This is a genomic window from Leisingera coralii, from assembly GCF_049056525.1.
GTDB classification, from domain to species: domain Bacteria; phylum Pseudomonadota; class Alphaproteobacteria; order Rhodobacterales; family Rhodobacteraceae; genus Leisingera; species Leisingera coralii.
In genome coordinates this window covers 21,513-41,931 of sequence record NZ_JBHUPT010000083.1, presented here as the reverse complement: position 1 = coordinate 41,931, position 20,419 = coordinate 21,513, and the positions used below count along the sequence as shown (strand labels likewise).

Annotated in this window: 14 protein-coding genes; 3 read left to right on the top strand and 11 right to left on the bottom strand. The window is 63.4% G+C overall.

Annotated features, from left to right (window positions below; all coding sequences use genetic code 11):
* Nucleotides 1–16: 16 nt before the first annotated feature.
* Both lipA and lpdA read right to left on the bottom strand, forming a co-directional pair.
* Complete coding sequence (gene lipA, locus ACFMBG_RS21740; RefSeq protein ID WP_421056765.1) at nt 17–961, bottom strand: lipoyl synthase; 945 nt, start codon at nt 959–961, stop codon at nt 17–19.
* An 18-nt stretch (nt 962–979) separates the two neighbouring features.
* A complete protein-coding gene (lpdA, locus tag ACFMBG_RS21735) occupies nt 980–2,362 on the bottom strand; it encodes a dihydrolipoyl dehydrogenase (protein WP_421056764.1) in 1,383 nt (460 codons plus the stop codon).
* A gap of 173 nt (nt 2,363–2,535) precedes the next feature.
* On the opposite strand from lpdA, the gene ACFMBG_RS21730 reads away from it, so the two are divergent.
* Both ACFMBG_RS21730 and ACFMBG_RS21725 read left to right on the top strand, forming a co-directional pair.
* On the top strand, nt 2,536–3,150 hold the full coding sequence (locus tag ACFMBG_RS21730; RefSeq protein ID WP_421056763.1) for a helix-turn-helix domain-containing protein: 615 nt from the start codon (nt 2,536–2,538) through the stop codon (nt 3,148–3,150).
* Between the two features lie 101 nt (nt 3,151–3,251).
* Nucleotides 3,252–3,920 (top strand): GntR family transcriptional regulator, encoded by a 669-nt coding sequence (locus tag ACFMBG_RS21725; protein ID WP_421056762.1) that lies wholly within the window; start codon nt 3,252–3,254, stop codon nt 3,918–3,920.
* 399 nt (nt 3,921–4,319) lie between these two features.
* On the opposite strand, the gene ACFMBG_RS21720 is transcribed toward ACFMBG_RS21725, so the two are convergent.
* The 5 genes from ACFMBG_RS21720 to ACFMBG_RS21700 all read right to left on the bottom strand — a co-directional run bounded on the left by ACFMBG_RS21720 (nt 4,320) and on the right by ACFMBG_RS21700 (nt 11,295).
* Nucleotides 4,320–5,411, bottom strand: a complete 1,092-nt coding sequence (locus tag ACFMBG_RS21720) for a sensor histidine kinase (protein ID WP_421056761.1) — start codon at nt 5,409–5,411, stop codon at nt 4,320–4,322.
* Nucleotides 5,383–5,877, bottom strand: a complete 495-nt coding sequence (locus ACFMBG_RS21715; RefSeq protein ID WP_421056760.1) for a response regulator — start codon at nt 5,875–5,877, stop codon at nt 5,383–5,385. The genes ACFMBG_RS21720 and ACFMBG_RS21715 overlap by 29 nt, the downstream gene beginning before the upstream one ends.
* Nucleotides 5,874–7,385 carry an ATP-binding protein gene (locus tag ACFMBG_RS21710; protein WP_421056759.1) on the bottom strand — a complete coding sequence of 504 codons (1,512 nt, stop codon included), beginning with the start codon at nt 7,383–7,385 and terminating at the stop codon, nt 5,874–5,876. The genes ACFMBG_RS21715 and ACFMBG_RS21710 overlap by 4 nt, the downstream gene beginning before the upstream one ends.
* A 94-nt stretch (nt 7,386–7,479) precedes the next feature.
* Nucleotides 7,480–8,211 (bottom strand): response regulator, encoded by a 732-nt coding sequence (locus ACFMBG_RS21705; protein WP_421056758.1) that lies wholly within the window; start codon nt 8,209–8,211, stop codon nt 7,480–7,482.
* Nucleotides 8,212–8,940: 729 nt separating this feature from the next.
* Nucleotides 8,941–11,295: a methyl-accepting chemotaxis protein gene (locus ACFMBG_RS21700; RefSeq protein WP_421056757.1), complete on the bottom strand. Its 2,355-nt coding sequence runs from the start codon at nt 11,293–11,295 to the stop codon at nt 8,941–8,943.
* 620 nt (nt 11,296–11,915) lie between these two features.
* Between ACFMBG_RS21700 and ACFMBG_RS21695 the strand changes: the two genes are divergently transcribed.
* A complete protein-coding gene (locus ACFMBG_RS21695; protein WP_421056756.1) occupies nt 11,916–12,629 on the top strand; it encodes a trypsin-like serine peptidase in 714 nt (237 codons plus the stop codon).
* A 39-nt stretch (nt 12,630–12,668) separates the two neighbouring features.
* Here the strand turns inward: ACFMBG_RS21695 and ACFMBG_RS21690 are convergent, their stop codons facing one another.
* The 4 genes from ACFMBG_RS21690 to ACFMBG_RS21675 all read right to left on the bottom strand — a co-directional run bounded on the left by ACFMBG_RS21690 (nt 12,669) and on the right by ACFMBG_RS21675 (nt 20,067).
* Nucleotides 12,669–13,847: an HlyD family type I secretion periplasmic adaptor subunit gene (locus ACFMBG_RS21690; protein WP_421056755.1), complete on the bottom strand. Its 1,179-nt coding sequence runs from the start codon at nt 13,845–13,847 to the stop codon at nt 12,669–12,671.
* Nucleotides 13,844–16,162 (bottom strand): ATP-binding cassette domain-containing protein, encoded by a 2,319-nt coding sequence (locus ACFMBG_RS21685; RefSeq protein WP_421056754.1) that lies wholly within the window; start codon nt 16,160–16,162, stop codon nt 13,844–13,846. Before ACFMBG_RS21685 ends, ACFMBG_RS21690 begins: the two co-directional genes overlap by 4 nt.
* A complete protein-coding gene (locus tag ACFMBG_RS21680; protein WP_421056753.1) occupies nt 16,159–17,451 on the bottom strand; it encodes a TolC family protein in 1,293 nt (430 codons plus the stop codon). Before ACFMBG_RS21680 ends, ACFMBG_RS21685 begins: the two co-directional genes overlap by 4 nt.
* Nucleotides 17,452–17,523: 72 nt before the next feature.
* Nucleotides 17,524–20,067, bottom strand: a complete 2,544-nt coding sequence (locus ACFMBG_RS21675) for an Ig-like domain-containing protein (RefSeq protein WP_421056752.1) — start codon at nt 20,065–20,067, stop codon at nt 17,524–17,526.
* Between the last annotated feature and the right edge of the window lie 352 nt (nt 20,068–20,419).

Below are 20,419 nucleotides of genomic sequence, written 5' to 3'. Positions count from 1 at the left end.
CCCGCTTGCGTTAAGGTTAAATGCCCTTTGCCAAGGCCATCTGACGGGCCTTTTTCAGGGCGGCAAAATCTTCATCCGCGTGGAACGAAGACCGGGTCAGCGGTGTCGCCGACACGTGCAAGAAGCCCTTGGCGCGGGCGATCTGTTCCAGCTGCGCAAACTCTTCCGGCGACCAGAAGCGGTCGATCGGGTGGTGTTTGGGGGTGGGCTGCAGGTACTGGCCCACGGTCAGGAAATCGACCTGAGCAGCGCGCAGGTCGTCCATCACCTGCCGCACATCGTCCAGGGTTTCGCCGAGGCCAACCATGATGCCGGACTTGGTAAACAGCTGCGGATTGGCGCGCTTGGCATCATCCAAGAGCCGCAGCGAGGTGTAATAGCGCGCACCGGGGCGCACACGGGGGTAGAGCCGCGGAACGGTTTCCAGGTTGTGATTGAACACATCAGGTGCGGCCTCGAACACCATCTGCGCCGCCGCGCCCTTGCCCAGGAAGTCCGGGGTCAGCACCTCGATGGTGGTGCCGGGGTTCTGGTGGCGGGTGGCGCGGATGGTCTGGGCGATATGCTCCGCCCCGCCGTCTGCCAGGTCGTCCCGGTCGACTGAGGTGATCACCACATGGCGCAGGCCCAGCTTCTTGACCGCGGCGGCAACCCGCCCCGGCTCAAACGCGTCCAGCGTGTCCGGCTTGCCGGTGGTCACGTTGCAGAAGGAACAGCCGCGGGTGCAGACCTCGCCCATGATCATCATGGTGGCGTGGCGCTTGGACCAGCATTCGCCGATGTTGGGGCAGGCGGCCTCTTCGCAGACGGTGGCCAGATCGTGCTCCCGCATCAGTTTGCGGGTGTCGTAATATTCCGCGCTTTCGATCTTCTTTTTGCGGATCCATTTCGGTTTGCGCGGGATGGCACTGTCGGCCTTATGGGCCTTTTCCGGGTGGCGGGGGCGCAGCTGGATTGTCATCTGACAATTTCCTCCGGATCAGGCGTGAATGGCTCGGCCAAGCGCATCGAGGCAGGCTTCCTTCACCGCCTCGCCCATTGCCGGGTGGGCGTGGCAGGTGCGCGCAACGTCCTCGACCGTGGCGCCTTTGGTCATCGCCAGCACCAGCTCGGCAATCAGATCGCCGCCGTGGGCGCCGCAGATATGGGCGCCAAGGATTTTGCCTTCGGGGGTCGCCAGCACTTTCACCGCCCCGTCGGTCTCGCCGGTGGAACGGGCGCGGGAATTGGCCATGAAGGCGAACTTGCCGGTGATGTATTCGGTGCCGGCCTCTTTCAGCGCTTCCTCGGTCTGCCCGACGGAGGCAACCTCCGGGTCGGTGTAGACCACGCCCGGAACGGTGTTGTAGTCCACATGGCCGTGCTCGCCAGCCAGCATCTCGACGCAGGCGACGCCGTCTTCCTCAGCTTTGTGCGCCAGCATCGGGCCAGGCACGCAGTCGCCGATGGCAAAGATGCCGGGGACGGAGGTCTGGAAGGTTTCATCCACTTCGATGAAGCCGCGGGCGTTGATGGAGATGCCGAGGCCTTCCAGGCCCAGTCCGCGGGTCACCGGGCGGCGCCCGATGGCAACCAGCACCTTGTCCGCCTCGATCTGCTCCTGGCTGTCCTTGCCGACGCGGTCCAGCGTCAGGGTCAGGCCGTTCTCGCCCTTCTCAACGGTTTTCAGCGCGCGGCCCAGCTGGAACTTCAGTCCGCGCTTGCTCAGCGCCCGCTGGGACAGCTTGGCGATTTCGCCGTCGATGCCGGGCAGGATGCGGTCGAGGTATTCCACAACCGTTACCTTGGATCCGAGGCGTGACCAGACCTGACCGAGTTCAAGCCCGATCACGCCGGCGCCGATCACCACCAGATGCTCTGGCGCGGCTTCCAACGCCAGCGCACCGGTGCTGCTCAGCACGTCCACCTCGTCGATCTCCACGCCAGGGAGGGGGCTGGGTTCCGAACCGGTGGCAATCAGAATGTTCTTGGCGGAGTAGGTGTCCTCGCCCACCTGAACTTGGCCGGGCGCCGGAATGCTGGCCCAGCCTTCGATGTGGTCAACGCCGTTCTTCTTGAACAGGAAGGCGATGCCCTTGGTCAGGTCGCCGACGATCTTGTCCTTGCGGGCCATCAGCGCGCCCAGGTCCAGGCTGGCGCCCTCGACAGCGATGCCATGCGCGGCCAGGTGGGACAGCTCGGCATATTTGCCGGAGGAGGTCAGCAGGGCTTTGGAAGGGATGCAGCCGACGTTCAGGCAGGTGCCGCCCAGCGAGCCGCGGCCTTCGACGCAGGCAACCTTCATGCCAAGCTGCGCAGCGCGGATTGCTGCGACATAACCGCCCGGTCCGGCTCCGATCACGATCAGATCATATGCGCTCATGTGGTTTCTCCTCCGAAAAGCGGTCCAGGACCGGCACGTATTCAGTCGTATACGACGTTGCGTCTCCTATAGGAAACTTTTTCCCTATTGCAAACGAAAAGTATTGATATGGAAATTTTGACCCGCGAATACATCAAAGCTAAGCTGTTTGCGGATCAGGAGAATTCGCAGAAATGGAACCAATTCCCTCAGAAGAAACAGGGCTGGGCCCCGAGACCATGGAGGCTCCGGACGGGGAAGTCCTGGGCAAAATGATTCGCGACGCCCGCAAGGAAAAGGGGCTGACGCTGGAGGAAGCGGCCAAGGCAGCGGCCATCGGGCGCTCGACATTGTCGAAGATCGAGAACAACCAGACCCGCCCCAGTTTCGAGATCATCCGCCGCCTGATGCAGACGCTGGAACTGGAAACGCCGCAGCTGTTTCTGCAGTCCGGACAAAGCGGCGTCACAGGGCGGCGGGACTTCACCCGCACCGGCGAGGGCGAGCATAAGGAAACCACCACCTACGACCATGAACTGCTGTGCAACGAGCTGACCAGCAAGCGCATGGTGCCCTATATCAGCACCATCAAGGCCCGCGATGTAACCGAATTCGACAATTGGGTGCGCCACCAGGGCGAGGAGTTCATGTTTGTGTTGAGCGGCGAGGTGATCCTCTACACCGAGCATTACCGGCCGCTGCGCATGGGGCCCGGCGACTCGGTCTACTACGACAGCGGCATGGGGCATGGCTGCGTGTCGGTCAGCAAGGAAGACGCCAAGGTGCTGTGGGTCTCGCTGGAAGTGTGACGGGGATGCCGCCCGCCGCGCTGCAGATCCGGACGGCCGCCTAACCTGCTTTTCCGGGCAGGCAGCATCGCATACACCTGCTGGAAAGGAGGCGCGCTGCCATGAAACTGGACCCGGTTGATATCTCGAAAACAGCCTCGGCCTCGGCAGCGGTGTTCGAAGCGCTGCGCAAGGCCATCGTCGAGGGGCGGCTGGCGGAGGGGGAACCGCTCCGCCAGGATGAGATTGCGCGCCATTATAAGACCAGCAGGCTGCCCGTGCGCGAAGCGATCAACCGGCTGGAAGAGCACGGGCTGGTCAGGACCCAGCGGTTCAAGGGCGCGGTAGTGGCCGGCCTGTCAGCGGATGAGGCCGCCGAGATTTTTGATTTCCGCGCGCTGCTGGAGCCGGAGATCATCCGCGATGCGGTGCCGCGGATGCCGCCAGAGCTGCTGGCCCAGGCCCGCGCCGATTTTGCCGCCTTTGACGCCTCCAAAAACCCGATGGAATGGGGGGTGCTGAACCGGGCGTTTCATGACGGGCTGTACAGTGCCAGCAGGCTGACCTTCTTCCGGGAGGCGGCCAGCAACGCAATGGACCGGATTGACCGGTATATCCGGGCGCAGCTGGTGATGAGCAACGGCATGGAGCGCGCAGGCCGCGAGCATCTTGCCATTCTGGAGGCCTGCGAGGCGGGCGATGCCCGATTGGCTTCGGACCTGACCCGGGCGCATATCCTGGAAGCCAAAGCCTCCTTGCTGGCGCATTTCCCGGCGCTTGCGGGAGCCTGACAGCCGCAGGAGACCGGGCCGGAGGCAATAAACCGAACCTGCCGCCGGCACCTACATATTTCGAAGCCTCAGCCCATCCAGCGCGGGTAATCCCGCCGCGTAAAGCACTGGCGTCGAGCCTGGCCGCCGGCATTGCCCCGGAAAGAGCCAGTGAAATGCTGCGGCACCAGAGACACCCGCTGCCATACCCGCTAGGCCCGGCAATTATTCGGGAAAAGTGCAGGATCAGCGGGGACCGCTGAGCGAACCCGGGCCCCCTGCCGGCAATCCAGCCGGGACAGGGCGCCGGCTGGCTGCTCTCCGCTTTGAAAATGCTGCTACGGCCGAACGGGCCTGAAGGGGCAGGCAGCGGTCCGGGCCATCCCCGCGCAGTCAGGCTGCGGCAAGCCGGGGGACGCCTCAGGCTGTTTTCTGCGCTTGGTTTTTCTCAAGGCAAACCAGGAACCGGATTGTTGTTCCAGAGCCGGCGTGAGGATCGCACCAGATGGTCCCGTTGTGACGCTTGGCGATTTTGGCGCAGGTCGCCAGTCCCAGACCGGTGCCGGGCTGACCGCTGCCGCGCTGCAGCCGCTTGAAAGGCTCAAAAATCTTCTCCCTGTATTCCGGCGGTACGCCAATGCCGTTATCCGCTACAGAGATCATCACGCCGGCGTCCGCGGGCTCAGCGGTCAAGGAGATCTCGGGCGTTTTGCCGCCGCTGTACTTGATGGCGTTGCCGATCAGGTTTTGCAGCAGCTGAACGATGTCCGGCGGAAAGCACAAGATGCTCAGCCCGCGGGGCTGCCATTTGATTTGGGCGCCGGATTCCGCGAGATCCTGCGCCATGACGGCGCGCAGGCTGTCGAACAGGCTCTCGACAGTGACATATTCAGCGGTTCCATTGCTGTGCGGGTTGATGTGGCTCGCCAGCCGTTCAATCAGCTCGGAGGTCTTGCGGACCGACTTCTTCATCAGCTCCAGTTGCTGGGTCACCTCGTCAAATTCACCGTTCTGGTAATCCTCCTGGATCTGGTCGCTGAGAAACTTGAGGGCCCTGAGCGGCGCCCGCATGTCATGCACCAGCACATCGGAAAACAGCCGCAGCTCATTCTGCTGTTCCTGGATCCGCCAGCGCATTTCAGCCACCTTCAGCCCGTTTGCAATCATCCGTTGGAGGGCCTCGGCGGTGATGGCGGATTTGGGTATGTAATCGCTGGCGCCGGCCAGAATGACGCTCTTGGCGATCTCCTCGTCGCCTTGACCGGTGGTCATGAACAGAACCGCCCGCGGCCAGGTTTCGGTCAGCTGCGCGATAAGGTCGAGCCCGGTGCCGTCCGGCAGCAGGTAGTCCAGAATGATCACGTCAACCGGAAGGCCGGCTTGAGACAGGGCGCTTTCCCCGCTGTCCGCCTCGACGACCTTGGCATCCGGGTGCAATTGCAGCAGCAGCCTGCGTACCAGTTTCCGGTCACCAGCGTCATCATCAATGATCAGGATGTTGAGAACCGTCATCGGGCACCTTTCTGATGTGAATTTCAGGCAGTTCAACGACGCGCCAGTAATTGTCGAGCGTGGCCATCAGGTCGACGAACATGTCGCCGGCATTGGACTTGAGAATGTAGCCGGCAACATTGTTGGCGTAGGCTGCGGAGATATCCTTTTCGTCGTCGGATGTCGTCAGGACGATAAACAGGACCTTGCGCAGAACCGGATCGGCGCGGATCTCCTCCAGCAGTTCGATGCCGTTCTTGCGGGGCATGTTGATATCACTCAGCACCACGAAGTTGGGCGGCGGCACCTGGCTCATTTCGCCGCGCAGAAATGCCAAAGCCTCGACGCCGTCTGTGAACCGCTTGATCGGATTGGCGATCCTGGCCCGGTCGAAGGCCCGGCGCAGGGCCTTGGCATCGCCGTCATCATCCTCGACAAGGATAATGTTCAGGGCTGGCCGGTTTCCGGAGGAGCTGTTGATTGTCATGCTGCGTTTTCCTTCTGCAGGTCATCCTGCGGCCAGGTAAAACGGAAGCAGGTTCCCGTGGCCCCGTCGGACTGGACCGATATCTCAGCGCCGGCCACCTCCAGATGCTTCTTCACAAAGGCCAGTCCCGTGCCGCAGCTTTCCCCATGGTCCTTCGGCTCGAGTGTCTGGAAGGTTTCAAAAATGTTGGAGCGGTATTGCACCGCGACCCCGGGGCCGTCGTCACGGACGGAAAACGTGCAAACGGTATCTTCGACGGTGGCATCGCCCCAGACATTTCCTTCTGCCTTGCCGTTGTGCTTGATGCCGTTAGCAAACAGGGCCAGAAGAATTGTCTGCAGGGGCAGCTTGCGGACAAGCAGGTCCCTGAACCGGCTGGAAAGATGCACTTTCATCCCGCTGGGGACATCCGGAAGCACCAGGATTTCAACCTGGATTTCCGCCCCGGTGGCGGAGATCTCTGGTGTGGTCACCCGGCCGATGCGCGAGTGCTGCACCAGGTCTTTCAGCCGCCTCTCCATCCGCATCGCATGGTTGCGCAGCATTCCGGCCGCAAGAATGTCGCGCTTCAGCTCCCGGAGCGCTGTCGCAAGGAGCCTGTCCAGGTTGGCCAGCGTCACCAACTTGATCTGAAACGGCGGGGAACCCGGCGGCGCTGGCACCGTGCGGGTGAAAAATGCGCCGCCAGCTTCGCCGAAGCGCTCCAGGATATTTTCCGGTGCCGCCTTGATTCCCTGCGGCTTCAGTGGCTGCCGGCCAGGATCGCTGTGGAACAGGAACATGGACTCCCCGGCGCTGCCATTCGGAGCTGGTGGCAGATTCGACACCAAGTAGAATGTATAGTGCGAGGCAATGTCCGGGCGAGCATCTGTCACCAGCATGTCCGCAGAGGTGTTGACGGCGACGGCGCCAAAAACGGCGCCTTCAGCATCCAGAACCGGGTGAAAAATGCGGATTGCCGGAGAGCCGGATACTTGTCCATGTTCTCTGTTCAGGGTCAAATGTGAATAGCAGAAGCTATTTTCGCCCGCTCTTTGGGAAACATCCTGCAAGTAGGGCTCCTCAGCTTTGGACTGCAGCGCATGCGCCAGGACGACTTCCGCCAAGCCGTCGCGCGCAATTGCCCGCACGAATTCATGCCGGCTGCCGTCATTGAGCAGGAGGCGCAGCCGGGGGCCGGTGATCAGGTCGGCGGACACCTGTTCCACTTGCTCCCGGGGCTTTTCCAAAGTCAGGCCGCTGACCGGATCCAGCTGATCGCTGCTGCTGTAACTGCGCACAATGCTGGAAATCGCCGGAAAGGAGGAGAAGGCATTCAAATCCATTTCGAGGCCGGCAAAGACCTCGGCCGCATTGTGGGAATAGATGTGATCATTGCTCAGGACCTGCTGGGTAATCAGTTTCTGAACCCGCTGCCTTGCACTAAGGTGATCGACGGTAAAGAACAGTGACAGAGAAAACCCCATGACGCAGAAGACAGATAAGGCAAATTTGGTCTTCAGTTTCATTTGCGCTCCGGAATCGGTTCGAGGACTGTGTCCCGGATGGGGCAGACAGCTCCTCAGGGCGGCAGGGCAGGCCGCCGCCCGCTGAAGCAGGCTGTTACTGCAGCAAATTGGGCGACGTCCTGGCGGTAAACTCCCGGGTGTCGTCGATCACGCTGTCCAGATCATCCATGAACACAACCAGATCTTTGCAGCTGCGTTCCAGCATCGAGACATCCGACAGCATGGCGGGGGGCACGCTTCCATCCTGACGCGCTTGCGATTTGATCACGCGCACCCCGGCCAGCGTCCTGCTCAGAAGCAGCCTGAGGTCCGGCCCGCAGCCGACGATGAAACGCTGGAAAATCCGCTTCAGCTCTTTTTCCGATGCCTTTGCGCTGGACAGCTGGCCGTACAGCGCGCGCCGCTCGATCGCGGAGGCGATGGATTTCATCAGCGAGTCCGTGGTCAGCTCATCCTTGACAATGTAATCCGCGCAGCCCCTGCGCATGGCCTCTACGGCGATATGATAATTGGTCGCGCTGGTCAGCATGATGGGAACAGCCTGAACCTGATCTTCGTGAGACACGAGCGGCCTGAGCGCATCCAGACCCGTGTCCATGCCCAAGTTGTGATCGAGGAACACCAGATCGAATTGCTCCATGTCCAGCTGCTTGCGCATTTCATCCAAGTTGGCAGCCTCGTGGAACTCAGCCGTTATCCCGGCCTTGCGGCACAGCTTGTTCAGGCGCAGCCTGTCAATCTCATCATCATCGACGGAGAGTATGTTGAGATTGACAGGCTGCAGAACCGGCGGAGCACCCTTGTTGGAAAACTGATTATTTCTCATCCTGTTACCTTTTAAAACCAGACTGGCCCCGGACTGGATGCCCGAACACTCATCTTTGTGGATACTTGAGGCGGTCTATTTTCCGTATGGGTATATTGTCTTGGCCATTTGGTTAAGGAAAACTGAGCGCCAGGAGGGGCTTCCGGGATTTTGCGTTAATCATACGTTGGGCAGGTGATATTTGCGGAGGCCTTGCGATTGGCGGTGCCGGGCGGTCAGCCTGGGGCGCTTGGACTGGTTAACTTGCTGGAAGGTTGATGCGGGGGCGTTTGGCCTGGGCGGCGCCGGCTGAATGCCAATTCCGTCCTGGCGCAGACGGAGAGGGCGGCGCGCAGCTTGACTATTCTGGCGTCGGCGCTGCCGGGGGCTGCGGTACCGGCGCCGGTTTAGCGCACGTTTTTGCCTTGGCTCTGGAATGAAGCATCGGCGCGGAGCGGCAGCGGCACGAAATAGCGCTTGAGAAGTTAGGCGATCCCATGCCGCGCTGTCCGGGCCTTGCTCTGCCTGAGACATTGGTGCACGGCCCGGTTTTGCATTATTGAAGCCTTCGAAGCCACGGCTAAAGTTGCTCGGCGTGAGTTTCCCGGCAGAATAGGTGCCGCCCGGTTCCGCCTTGGTTTCTGTTCAGGCCTGATGCCGAAATGACCTCTCGGCCCCAGAGTTGAGAACCGCTGTTTCCGCGTTTCCGGAGGAAGACGGGCCGTTCGGCAGGCTATGCGCTGGCCAGGCTCAGAAATCCTCCCACTTGCCTGCCCCGCCGGTGCCCGTTGCTGCCGGCCGTTCAGCGCCATCCGCCGGCACGCTGGCCTCATCGTTCCAGAAATCTTCTGGTGCTTCCGCGGCCTGCGGCATGGCCTTTTGCATCACCTTGTGCGGTGCCGGCTCAGGGCGGGAGGCGTGCTGCCCCTTGATCGTGAAGTGCGACACCAGCTCAACAAGCTTGCTTGAATCCGTGTTCAGCATGTGGCCGGCCGCGGTGGCCTCCTCCACCATCGCCGCGTTCTGCTGCGTCACCTGGTCCAGCTGGGTGACGCCGGTGTTGATCTCGTTGAGGCCGGTCGACTGCTCTGCGGCGCCCTCGGCAATGCCGGAGACCAGCTGCGAGATGTGGGTAACCCGTTCGACGATGCTTTGCAGCGCCTCGCCGGCCTTGCCGACCAGATCCACCCCGCGCTCGACCTGTTTGGAGCTGTCGCTGATCAGCGTCTTGATCTCCATCGCCGCGTCCGAGGAGCGCTGCGCCAGCGCCCGCACCTCGCTGGCGACCACGGCAAAGCCCTTGCCGGCCTCGCCCGCCCGCGCCGCCTCAACCCCTGCATTCAGGGCCAGCAGGTTGGTCTGGAAGGCAATGTCGTCGATCACCGAGATGATCTGGCTGATGTGGTTCGAGCTCTGCTCGATCTCGGTCATGGCGGCAACGGCGTTTCCTACCACGGAGCCGCTGGACTCGGCTTCGGCCCGCGCCTCGGCCATGGTCGCCTCAACACTGCGGGCGCCTTCGGCCGCGGATTTCACCGAGGCGGTCAGCTCATCCAGCGCCGCCGCGGTTTCCTCCAGCGTGGCGGCCTGGCTCTCGGTGCGGTGCGAGAGGTCATCGGAGGCCTGGCTGATCTCGGCAGCGCCATTGCGGATGCTGCCAGCTGCCTCGATCACCTGCTGCACGGTTTCCTTCAGCGTTTCCAGGGTGAGGTTGTAGTCATGGCGCAGTTGTTCGTGGTCCTTCGGGAAGGCCTCGGTGATCGGCTGTGAAAAATCGCCGGCAGACAGCCGCACCAGCCCGGCGCTCAGGCTTTCGACCACAAACTGCTGCTGTTTCTGCTGCTCGCTGCGGCGCTCTTCGGCGAGGCGCGCCTGTTTCAGGTCGGCCTGCATCGACACCAGAGTTTTGCCGATCTTGCCGATTTCGTCACTCCGCTCAGCGGCTTCGATGCTGGTGTCCAGTTCGCCTGAGGCGACAGCCTCCATATGCGCGCAGATCTTGTTGATCGGGCGGGTGATCGACCGCGCGAACAGCCAGCCAAGGCAGGAGACCGCCGCAGCCAGGGACAGGGAGACCAGCAGCATGATCTGACTCTGGCGGACCGCGGGCGCCAGAATTTCCTCCCGGTCCAGTTCGGCTACGATCGCCCAATTCAGATCGCGGTAGCTAAAGGGCGCGGTGACAGCTGCAACCGTGCGGCCATCCGGCTTTGGGACGGCCGGGTGAAACAATCCATGCTGTTGTCCCCCCGCGCCTTCGGCGCCATCCTGAGAGGCGCTGCCAGCAAAGGCAGCCTCGATGTAGGGCAGGCTGGGCAGTTCTTCCAGCACGCCGTGGCGGCCGTCGAGGCGCGATTGGGTGCGGGCCTTGAAGTCGCCGCCGATCAGGTAAACATCCAATGTCTCCAGCTCGCCGCCGAAATTGGTGGTGATCCTGGCGATCTCGTCAATGGCCACCTGCAGGGCGAAGACCCCCGCAAACCGGCCGGCCTCATCGATGATCCGGGTTGCTGCAAATCCAGCCGGGGCGTCCGCACTGGGCTCATAAGTTTCGATATCGGAGAAATAGACGCGACCGGCTTCCCCTGCTTCTGCCAGCCGGAACGCCTTGGCCAAACCGGTTTCGCGGTAAGGGCCGGAGACCATGTTGGTGGCGTAGTCGCTTTCCTTGGTGACCGAAAAGACCACATCCCCGGCCGGGCTGATCAGGAAGATGTCATAAAAGCCCATCCGCTCCATCACTTTCTTGAAGGAGGGATGATTGCGCTCGAAGTGGATATCATAGGGGGAGGCTGCGGATGCGAACATCGACAGGTTCTGCACCTCGCCCTGGCCTTCGCCGCCCCTGGTGGACCAGGTCGCCGTCAAATCCTTCATCGCGCCGGCCGTGGAGGGAACCGAGGCGACTGTCAGAATGGCGGCCTCAATCCCCTCGAAATAGGATTGCAGGGCCAGTTCCCGGTCTTCCACCAGCGACTGCATGAACACTTCGCTGTTATGGAGCACCCCGCGCCGGAAATTGCTGGTACTCACGGCAATCAGGACAGCTGTCAGGAGCAGTGCAGTGCTGACGATCAGCAGCGGCAGCTTGAGGGCGATCTTCATGGATTTAAAAAAATTCAATTTAACCTCCAGCGGAGCGGCATCCGCGGGGGGGGCCGCGGTCAAATGCCAGTGATGCGATTTTATCCGGACTCAACGCTAGATAGATTTTTTATCGGTTAATGACCCTGCTCTTTTACGATAGTGTTTTAATTTTCCCTCGCGTCATCTTCAGGTTGAATTCCGTCCCGTGTGCTGCAGTCCGGGGCCGTGATGGCCTGGGCAAGAGTAACCCCCCGGACAGTCTGGCTCTTAACGTTTGCGGCGCCGCCGGCCAAAGCGTTACGGCGGAGTGCTGCCGGTTCAGTGGCCGGCAAATGGTTAACGGGGCAGGCGGGCCGAATCGATTCCGCAGTGGCGGTGCGGTACTGGAAACGCGGCCTGGTAACAGAGGATTTCCCCGCGTTTACGGTGCTTTCCCGGAAAGTGGCCGAGGGTGTTCGGGTTTTTCTGGCAATGCGCAGGCTTTTTTTGCCATGGTTAAGCATCAATAACCGGGGGGGTTAGGGAATTGTTAACGCTGCCGCATTCTGTCCATAAGTTCGTCCCTTCATGGCAGTTTTGGGCCTCATTCCAGCCGCACGACTGAATGACGATGCGTCTGTGGGAAGCTGGAGTGGGTAATGAAACTACTAATTGCTGCGATGGCGGCATGCCTGTCCCTGGGCATGCCCATCGGCGCGGCTGCGAGTGATACGCAGTCAGGCGTCACATCAATTGAAGGGTGGGAGGCCGTTGGACGGCTGAACATTGCTAACAGGAACATGTGCACAGGTGCGCTGGTGGCGCCGGATCTGGTGCTGACGGCTGCGCATTGCCTGTTCGACCCGCGGACAGGGGCACGGGTCGCGCCGGCTTCGATCTGGTTCGAGGCCGGATTGTCAGGACGCCAGGCGGTTGCCCTGCGGCAGGTGGTGAAGGCGGTGATGCATCCGCAGTACCGCTACCAGCCTGCGGGCACGCATCAGATCGGCAGCGATCTGGCGGTGCTGAAGCTGGACCGGCCGATCAGCGGCAGCCAGATCCAGCCGCTGGCCATGTCGCAGGGCGCGGAGCGCGGCGATGTCCTGGGCGTTCTTTCTTACACGCGCAGGCACGCCACCCGGCCGAAGCTGGAGCCGTCCTGCAGTGTGCTAGCGCGGCAGAGCCGGACCCTCGTGATGTCCTGCCTGGTGGACTTCGGCGCCTCGGGGTCGCCGGTGCTGGAGATGCGCCCGGGCCTGCCGCCGCGGCTGGTGTCGGTGATCTCGGCCAAGGCGGCGATGGGCAAGCGCCGGGTCTCGATCGGCACGGCCCTGGACGCGTCGCTGCGCGACCTGATGCGGCGTGCAGGCTAGCAGCGGGCGCCGACCTGCCGCTGCTTCGGCCTGGCCGGATCAGGGCTCGCGCAGGGCCTCGCGGGATTTGTACAGCGGCTTCAGCAGGTACTGCAGCACGGTCTTGGCGCCGGTCTGCAGCTCTGCGGTGGCGCGCATCCCAGGCCGTATCTCGATGGACTGCTGGCGTTCTGTGAAGCCGGACTTGTCGACCCGCACCGTCACCCGGTAATAGGGCTCGGCGCGCGGGTTGCGTTCGTCTTCAAAGGTATCGGCGGAGACGAAATCCACCTTGCCGCGCAGCGAGCCATAGATGGTGTAGTCATAGGCCGACAGCTTGATGGTGGCGTCCTGTCCGGGCTGCACGCTGGCGATGTCCTCGGGCTTCACCCGTGCCTCGACAAACAGCTCCTCGCCCAGCGGGATGATCTCCAGGATCTCTTCGCCGGGGCGGATCACGCCGCCGATAGTGGTCACGGCCAGGCTGTTGACGATGCCGGCCATGGGGGAGGTGATGATAGTGCGGTTCAGCTGGTCCACCGCCAGCCTCTGCTCCTGGCGCAGAGTGGTAAGGTCGCGCAGGGTTTGGGAGTATTCCTCGGCCTGATCCAGCTCCGCCTGGGTGCCGATCTCGTTGTATTTGGCGCGGGCATCGGTGGCGGCCTTGCGGGCCTTGTTCACCTCGATCAGCGCGACGATCTTCTGCTTGTAAAGCTGCTCCATATTGGCAAGCTCGGCGTTCAACTGATCCATGATCTGCCGGGCGCTGTCGCGGCGGCTGGTGAAGTCGGTCTGCCGGGCGGTCAGCAGGCCGCGTTCCGAGGCCAGGATGCCGGGGGAGCGCTGCGCCAGCATCTCGGGTACTGTGAATTCAAAGGCGCCCTTCATCTGCGCTTCCAGCCTGTGGCGCTTGATCTCCAGCGCGTCGATCTGGTTCTGCAGCTCGTCGGCGGCGGCGCGGAACTTGGTGTCCTGCAGTTTGGCCAGCACCTGGCCGGCGGAGACGATATCGCCCTGGCGCACATGCAGCTCCGCCAGGATGCCGCCCTCGAGGTTCTGCACGATCTGCGCACGTGAGGAGGAAACCACCTGGCCCTCGCCGCGCACGATCTCGTCGATGGAGGCAAAGGCGGCCCAGATCAGGAAGGTGGCGACAGCGGCCAGCGCCAGATAGATGATCCGGCTGGCGCTGCGCGGCGTCCCGGTATCGCCGTAGGGGTCGTGAAGAGCCATGCTCATTTGCCTTCTCCGGCGGCCAGATGGGCCAGAACCTGATCGCGCGGGCCGTCCACCACCATGCGGCCCGATTGCAGGATCAGGGTGCGGTTGGTGAGCGCCAGGATCGGCATCCGGTGGGTGGCGATCACCGCGGTGCGGCCGTCCAGCCAGGTTTCCAAACGGCTCACCAGGGTGCGCTCCAGCGTCTGGTCCAGCGCCGCGGTGGGTTCGTCCAGCAGCACCACCGAGGGGTCCTGCAGCCACAGCCGCGCCCAGCCGATCGACTGGCGCTGGCCGATCGAGAGGCCATGGCCGCCGTCGCTGATCTCCAGATCCAGCCCCTTGTGGTGGTTGCGCACATGGGCGCCGAGGCCTGCGAACTCGAGCGCCTCCATCAGCCGGTCATCGTCGCGCTCCAGCTGGTTGAGGTTCAGGTTGTCGCGCAGCGAGCCGGCAAACAGCCGCACATCCTGGCTGAGGTAGCCGATGTTCGCCCGCAGGTCGCGCGGGTCGATCTGTGCCATGTCAGTGCCGTCCAGCAGGATGCGGCCCCGATCGGGCGCATAGAGGCCCGACAGCAGTTTGAGCAGGGTCGACTTGCCCGATCCGTTCACCCCCAGCACCGCAATCCGCTGGCCCGGAGTGATCGCAACCGCCTGCACATCCACGGTGGGGGCAGCGTCATCCTCATAGCGGAACAGGATCTCACGCAGTTCGAACCGGCCGTCGATTTTCTGGCGGCGCAGGTAGGTGCGCTCTTTCTCTTTCTCCTGCGGCGCCTGGGCGATGGCGTCCAGCCCTTCCAGCGCCGCCTTGACGTTGCTCCAGCGCGCAAGAGTGGCGGCGAACTGGGTCAGCGGCGCCAGGGTGCGGCTGGTCAGGATCCCGGTGGCGATGATGGTGCCGACGGTGAACTGACCGGCAAACACCAGCAACGTGCCCAGCACCACAGCGGTGATATAGGTGGCCTGCTGCACCCCTTGCGACCAGTAGGTGAGGGCGCTGGAGAGCTTGCGCTGCTCGGTCGCGGAATGCGACGATAGCGTGTTCAGCTCGTCCCACAGCCGCAGCACCCGCTCCTCGCCGCGCTGGGTCTTCACGGTGTCCAGTTCGGTCACCACCTCATGCAGCAGCCGCCCCGCCTTGGCGTTCGCCCCCTGGGTCTGGCGGGTATAGGCGATCATCTTTTTCTGCATGAAGTAGGCAGGCAGCAGCATCAGGATGCCGCCGGCGATGATCACCCAGACCACCGGCCCGGCGATGGAGGCGACCAGCAGCAGGAACACGGCGATAAAGGGGATATCCGCCAGGGTGGAGATGGTGGAGGAGGTGAAGAACTCCCGCACCGAGCCGAAATCCCGCATCGCGGCAAACAGGCCAGAGGGCGGCAGCGGCTTCTTGTCGGAGCGCATGCCGATCAGGCGCCGCATCAGGTTGTGCTGTACCGACAGCTCGATCTGGCGGCCGGCCGCATCGGTAAGGCGCGCGCGCGCCAATTTCAGCATCGCCTCCAGCGCAATCGCTAGGAAGGCGCCCACCGCCAGCACCCACAGGGTCGCGTGCGACTGATGCGGCACCACCCGGTCGTAGACCTGCAAGCTGAACAGCGCGACGGAGACCGCCAGGATGTTGGCCACCAGCGAGCCCAGCATGATCTCGCCCACCTGGCGGCGGTACTTGGGAAACTCGCTCCAGAACCAGTGGCCGGGGTCGATCTGCGGCGTGTGCTTGGCCGCCATCTGGCTGAGCGAGGGGCGGGCGGACAGCACGGTGCCGGTGAAATAGGGGCTGAATTCACCCAGCGGCACCTCGGTGCGGTTGTCCGGGCAGGAGGTGTCATAGATCGTCAGTGCATCCTCGGCCTGGCTCAGCACCAGCACGCATTGGCCGCCTGACATGATGGCCAGTGCCGGCCATAGGGCAGGGGCGAGAGCCTGCTTTTCCAGGATCTTCGGCTGCAGCCCGGTGGAATGTACCGCCTTGGCCAGCGTGTGCAGCGACAGGTCGCCCGGCGTTTCCTGCCACAGGAAGGCGGCAACGTCGCTCACCGGCACCTCGCTGCCCTTCAGGGCGGCCAGGGTGGCAATCAGGCTGGCGCGGTGCTGAATGCGAGCGGCTGCGCCTTCCAGCAGGGAGCCGACTTCCCGCGGGGCGTCCTGCGGCTGGGACTTCGCCTGTGGCCGGGTCTTGGCCTTGGCCGCGGGAGCCGGAGTGTTGGCTGCCGGCTTGACCTCCGGTGCCGGGGCCCGGACACCCGAAGCGGGCACCGCCCGCAGCACCGGCTTCTTGCCGGAGGCGGGCAGGGGGCGGGGGGGCTTTTGCGTCGTGTCGGTCAAATCTTGTCCCCATCGGCCAGCAGCCCCAGGTCGCGTGCCAGCTGCAGCTGGATCAGCACCACCTCGTATTTCGCGTCGATAAAGGCCTGTTCGCGGCGCGCCAGCTCCTCATAGACCTGGATCACGTCCATCACCGGGCGCTGGCCCGCCTCGAATTGTTTTTGGAAAAGCTCATAGGTTTCACGGCTGCGGCGCACCAGGGCAGCTGTCTCGGCCTCCTGGCGGCGGTAGGAGGCGATCTGCTGAATCTGGCGGCTGTAGGTGCGGCGGGCGGCTTCCTCCGCTTCGCCCACCTGGCGCGCGGCGGCCTCCTTGGAGGCTTCCAGCGCCTGGATGGCGGCAGGAGTGCCCAGCCCCAGCGGCTGGCCGACACCTAGGGTAATCCCGGCGCCTGAGCCGTCAGTGGTAACGTTCCCCGCGGCTGAGATCTGCGGCAGCAGGCCTGCGCGCCCGGTCTTGGCCTGGGCAATGGTGCGCTCTGCCTCGGCGCCGGCCTTGAGCACGGAGAGGAACTGCACCTGCTCTGGCGGAGTGCCGATGTCCAGATGCGCGGGTTTCTGCGGGAAGGTCTGGCCGGTCATCGCCTGCAATTCCGCGCGTGCGGTGGCAGCAGCATCCTGGGCGGTGGCGGTAGCGGTGCGGATGCCGCTGATCTTGCTGTCCACGACATTGAGATCGGCGCGGTCCGACACGCCGCCGTCAACGCGGCCCTGCACGATCCGGCGGAAGTCCTGCATCCGGCGCAGGGCGCGATTGCCATAGGCAGCCTTCTCGTCACCGCGCAAGGCGGTGGCATAAAGGCCGATCGCGGTCTCCACCCGGCCGTTCATGTCCTCTGACAGGTTCACCGCAGCAACCTCGACATCGGCGGCGGCGAAAGCCCGCTCAGCCTTGCGGCGGCCGTTGTCGAACAGCACCTGCTCGATCAGCAGACCCGCCACCAGATCGCCCAGATCGGTCAGGCTGACCGAAGGCCCCAGCGTCGGCAGCCAGTTCTTGGACGCCGCCTCGGCTCTCAGCTTGGCGCTGATCAGCTCTGCCTCTGCAGCGCGGGAGGAGGCAGCAATGGCGGCCGCAGCGACCTGGCCGTAGGCGCTGTCGCCGGCCAGCAGCGAACGCCGCTCCATCAGCTGCTGGATCACCTCAGAGGAGGTCTCGCCCGATTGCGCGAAGTTGCTTTGCGGGGCGCTTCCAGCCGCGGTGTCCGGGCCGCCGGACAGCGGTGACTGGGCGCAGGCCGACAGGCTGCACATCACTGCGATGGCGCAAAGAAAGCGTCCCGGTTGCATCCTGCCCCTTGCCCTTGTGTCTAAGGCTTTTGTTGTGTTGGGCCCGGCGGCAACACCTGCCGGGCCGGTAGATCAGATCACGGTGTTGACGTCTTCATCGACAAGGATCGTGGTGCCGTCGTTGCCCAGCGTATAGACATTGTAGGTCTCGCCATCGATGGTCTCGGTGCCCGTTGCGGCCGCCCCGGTAATGGTGAGTGTGTCATCCGACTCGCCGTGCACGGTCAGGGTGTCGGAGTTGCCAGACAGCGCGTTGATGTCCGCTTCGGTCAGGGTCAGGTCGACACCATCGGCATGGACCAGGTTCAGCTCGTCAATGTTGAACTGCGGCAGGCCCGCGTGGTCCAGCACGGTTGCATCGGCGCCGTCCTCAAGGACCACCATGGTGCCGGAGCTGTTGCCCGCGTCATCGACCCGGTTGACCACCAGATGCGACCCATCCGGCACATCCGCATCAAAGTCGAACAGGGTCCGGCCGCCGCCAAGGTCGGTTTCGGTGCCGGTGACATCCGAGACGCCGCCGCCGCTGGTCAGCTCATGCGCGGTGTCGCCGGTTTCGAAATCATCGCTGAAAAAGCCGCTTACACCGGTGCCGGTGCTGATGACGTCGCCGACGTTCGGCGCATCATATTCGGTGTCGATGCCAAAGGTTTCCGTCAGGGTTTGGGTGTTGCCGGCCGGGTCGGTGGCGGTGATTTCCGCGCTGACGGTGGTGTCGCCTTCGGGCAGGTCATCGGCCTCGAAGGCCGCGCTCCAATTGCCATCCGCGTCCACGGTTGCAGTCCGGGTCACGCCGCCGATGGTCACTTCGACGTCAGATCCCGCCTCGACCGTGCCGGTCATGGTCAGCCCGGCGGCGCGTTCCGCGATATTCAGCACGTCGTCATCGGTCTGGTCGCTGTCTGCGGTGAAGGGGGACACCTCGGTGTCGATGGTCAGGGTGTCGCTGATTTCCGAGGTGTTGCCTGCGGCGTCCGTGGCCGTGACGGTGATGTCCGCATCATAGCTGCCCTGGGCAATATCGGAGGCGGCGAAGTCCACACTCCAGTTGCCATCGGCGTCAACCGTGGCGGTTTCCGTGGCATCGCCAAGCTGCACCACCACAGTCGAGCCCGGCTCCACCGTGCCGGTCAGCGTCACGCCGTCGCTGCGCTCGGATTTGTTGACAACGTTGTCACCTTCGATGCTGCCGGAGTCCAGGGTGAGCGGGTCGACCAGCGTGTCCACGCGCAGGTCGGCGGTGGCCGTTGCTGTATTGCCGGCCTCGTCGGTCGAGGTCACGCTGACGGTGGTGTCATATTCGCCGGCAGGCAGCGAGCCCGCTTCGAATTCTGCTGCCCAGTTGCCGTCCGCGTCTACTGTCGCTGTCCGGGTCACGCCTTCCACGGTCACGCTGACCGTGGCCCCTGCCTCGCCGGTGCCTGTCAGGGTCAGACCCGCCGCAGCTTCGGAGCCGTTGACCAAATCGTCGCCGCCGGCCTGGCCGGAGTCGATCTCCACCTCGGTAGTGGTGTCGACGCGGATGGTGCCAGTCACGCTGTCGGTATTGCCGAAGCTGTCGGTTGCGGTGACGGTGACCTCTGAATCATATTCGCCGGAGACAATCTCCGATGCGGCAAAATCCGCGCTCCAGGTGCCTTCATCGGTTGCGGTGACGGTGCGGGTGACGCCTTGGAAGGTCACTTCGACAGTGGAGCCGGCTTCGGCGGTGCCGGTCAGGGTGACGCCATCGGCGGCTTCCGCTGCGTTGATCATGTCGTCGCCGCCGGCCTGGCCTTCGTCCAGGGCGACGTCTGCCACGGTGTCGATCACAACCGCCGGGCCGTCGAGGTCGAACTCGGTGCCGTCCGGGTCGATGACGTAAACCGTTGAATCGTAATTGCCGTCTTCCGGCAGGTCATCCACCGGGAAGGTGACGCCCCAGGTTCCGTCATCGTCTACAGTTGTGGTCGCCGTCGAGGTGCCGACCGTGACGGTGACTTCCGAACCCGGCATACCGGTGCCGGTGATTTCGACAGGGTCCGTTGTCGAGCCGGACACGGGATAAGTTGCATCGGGGTCATCAACGGTCGGGTAAATTCCGCTCGGCGGAGTCGGGGTGCCGCCGCCGCCATCCCCGCCGCCATCGCCGCCGCTGGCAATCACTGCGGCGCCGACCACGCCCGCGGCCGCCCCCGCAGCGCCCAGGCCGCCGAACAGCGGCGCGGCGAGCGGAGCAACCACCGGCTCGATCCGGTCGACATCCAGGAACACCATCTCGTCATAGGCGCTCCACTTGCCAGTCAGATCGAGCGGCTCGTATGTGGCAAAAAGCATGCCGCTGGATTTGTCCTCCAGCACCACCTCGATGAACTCGCCTTCAGAGCTCAGAAACAGGTTCTTGCCGCCGGCCGCACCGTAGGAATAGTAGTTCTCGAGCACCAGTTCCTGGCCGTTGGCCAGAGTGATGTGCAGGTCGCTGCCGCGGCGGGCATAGCTTTCGACGTCTGCCGGGCTGAGGTTCAGCGAAATATCCTTGGCCGCTGCAGCATCAATGCCCGCAGGTGTGCCTTCGGAGAAATTTCCATGCTGTGTAGTGCCCGCCATATCGCGGGTAATAAATGCGACCGTGCTCATTGTTTTACCGCCCATCTGTACGTGGCGGCGCCTGAATATGGCGCGCGCTGCGTGGTTCCGTTGCCTGTACTTTCGCCCAGCGGCCGTCTTTTGCGGCCATTTTGAGGCCATACTGTGACGATTTCTCGTGGCCTGTCCAGTGTAGGGGCGCCGCCGTTGCGGTAATTAAGGTGCTAACCGTGTCCTGGCTGCCGCAGAAATTTAATGATTTTTGACAGGGGCGGGGGTGCGGCAAAACCGTGCTGCCGCAGCGGATCCGGCTGCGGCGGGTCTTGAAACGCAGGTAAATTGTTCCCGATTTCGCCCTGGGGCTGGGTTTGCGTTCCGTCTGTCGCCCACTGGTGGAAATGCG

Coding starts and splice junctions, on each gene's coding strand:
- lipA (WP_421056765.1), bottom strand. CDS start 961: ATGACAATCCAGCTGCGCCCCCGCCACCCGGAAAAGGCCCATAAGGCC.
- lpdA (WP_421056764.1), bottom strand. CDS start 2,362: ATGAGCGCATATGATCTGATCGTGATCGGAGCCGGACCGGGCGGTTAT.
- ACFMBG_RS21730 (WP_421056763.1), top strand. CDS start 2,536: ATGGAACCAATTCCCTCAGAAGAAACAGGGCTGGGCCCCGAGACCATG.
- ACFMBG_RS21725 (WP_421056762.1), top strand. CDS start 3,252: ATGAAACTGGACCCGGTTGATATCTCGAAAACAGCCTCGGCCTCGGCA.
- ACFMBG_RS21720 (WP_421056761.1), bottom strand. CDS start 5,411: ATGACGGTTCTCAACATCCTGATCATTGATGATGACGCTGGTGACCGG.
- ACFMBG_RS21715 (WP_421056760.1), bottom strand. CDS start 5,877: ATGACAATCAACAGCTCCTCCGGAAACCGGCCAGCCCTGAACATTATC.
- ACFMBG_RS21710 (WP_421056759.1), bottom strand. CDS start 7,385: ATGAAACTGAAGACCAAATTTGCCTTATCTGTCTTCTGCGTCATGGGG.
- ACFMBG_RS21705 (WP_421056758.1), bottom strand. CDS start 8,211: ATGAGAAATAATCAGTTTTCCAACAAGGGTGCTCCGCCGGTTCTGCAG.
- ACFMBG_RS21700 (WP_421056757.1), bottom strand. CDS start 11,295: ATGAAGATCGCCCTCAAGCTGCCGCTGCTGATCGTCAGCACTGCACTG.
- ACFMBG_RS21695 (WP_421056756.1), top strand. CDS start 11,916: ATGAAACTACTAATTGCTGCGATGGCGGCATGCCTGTCCCTGGGCATG.
- ACFMBG_RS21690 (WP_421056755.1), bottom strand. CDS start 13,847: ATGAGCATGGCTCTTCACGACCCCTACGGCGATACCGGGACGCCGCGC.
- ACFMBG_RS21680 (WP_421056753.1), bottom strand. CDS start 17,451: ATGCAACCGGGACGCTTTCTTTGCGCCATCGCAGTGATGTGCAGCCTG.
- ACFMBG_RS21675 (WP_421056752.1), bottom strand. CDS start 20,067: ATGAGCACGGTCGCATTTATTACCCGCGATATGGCGGGCACTACACAG.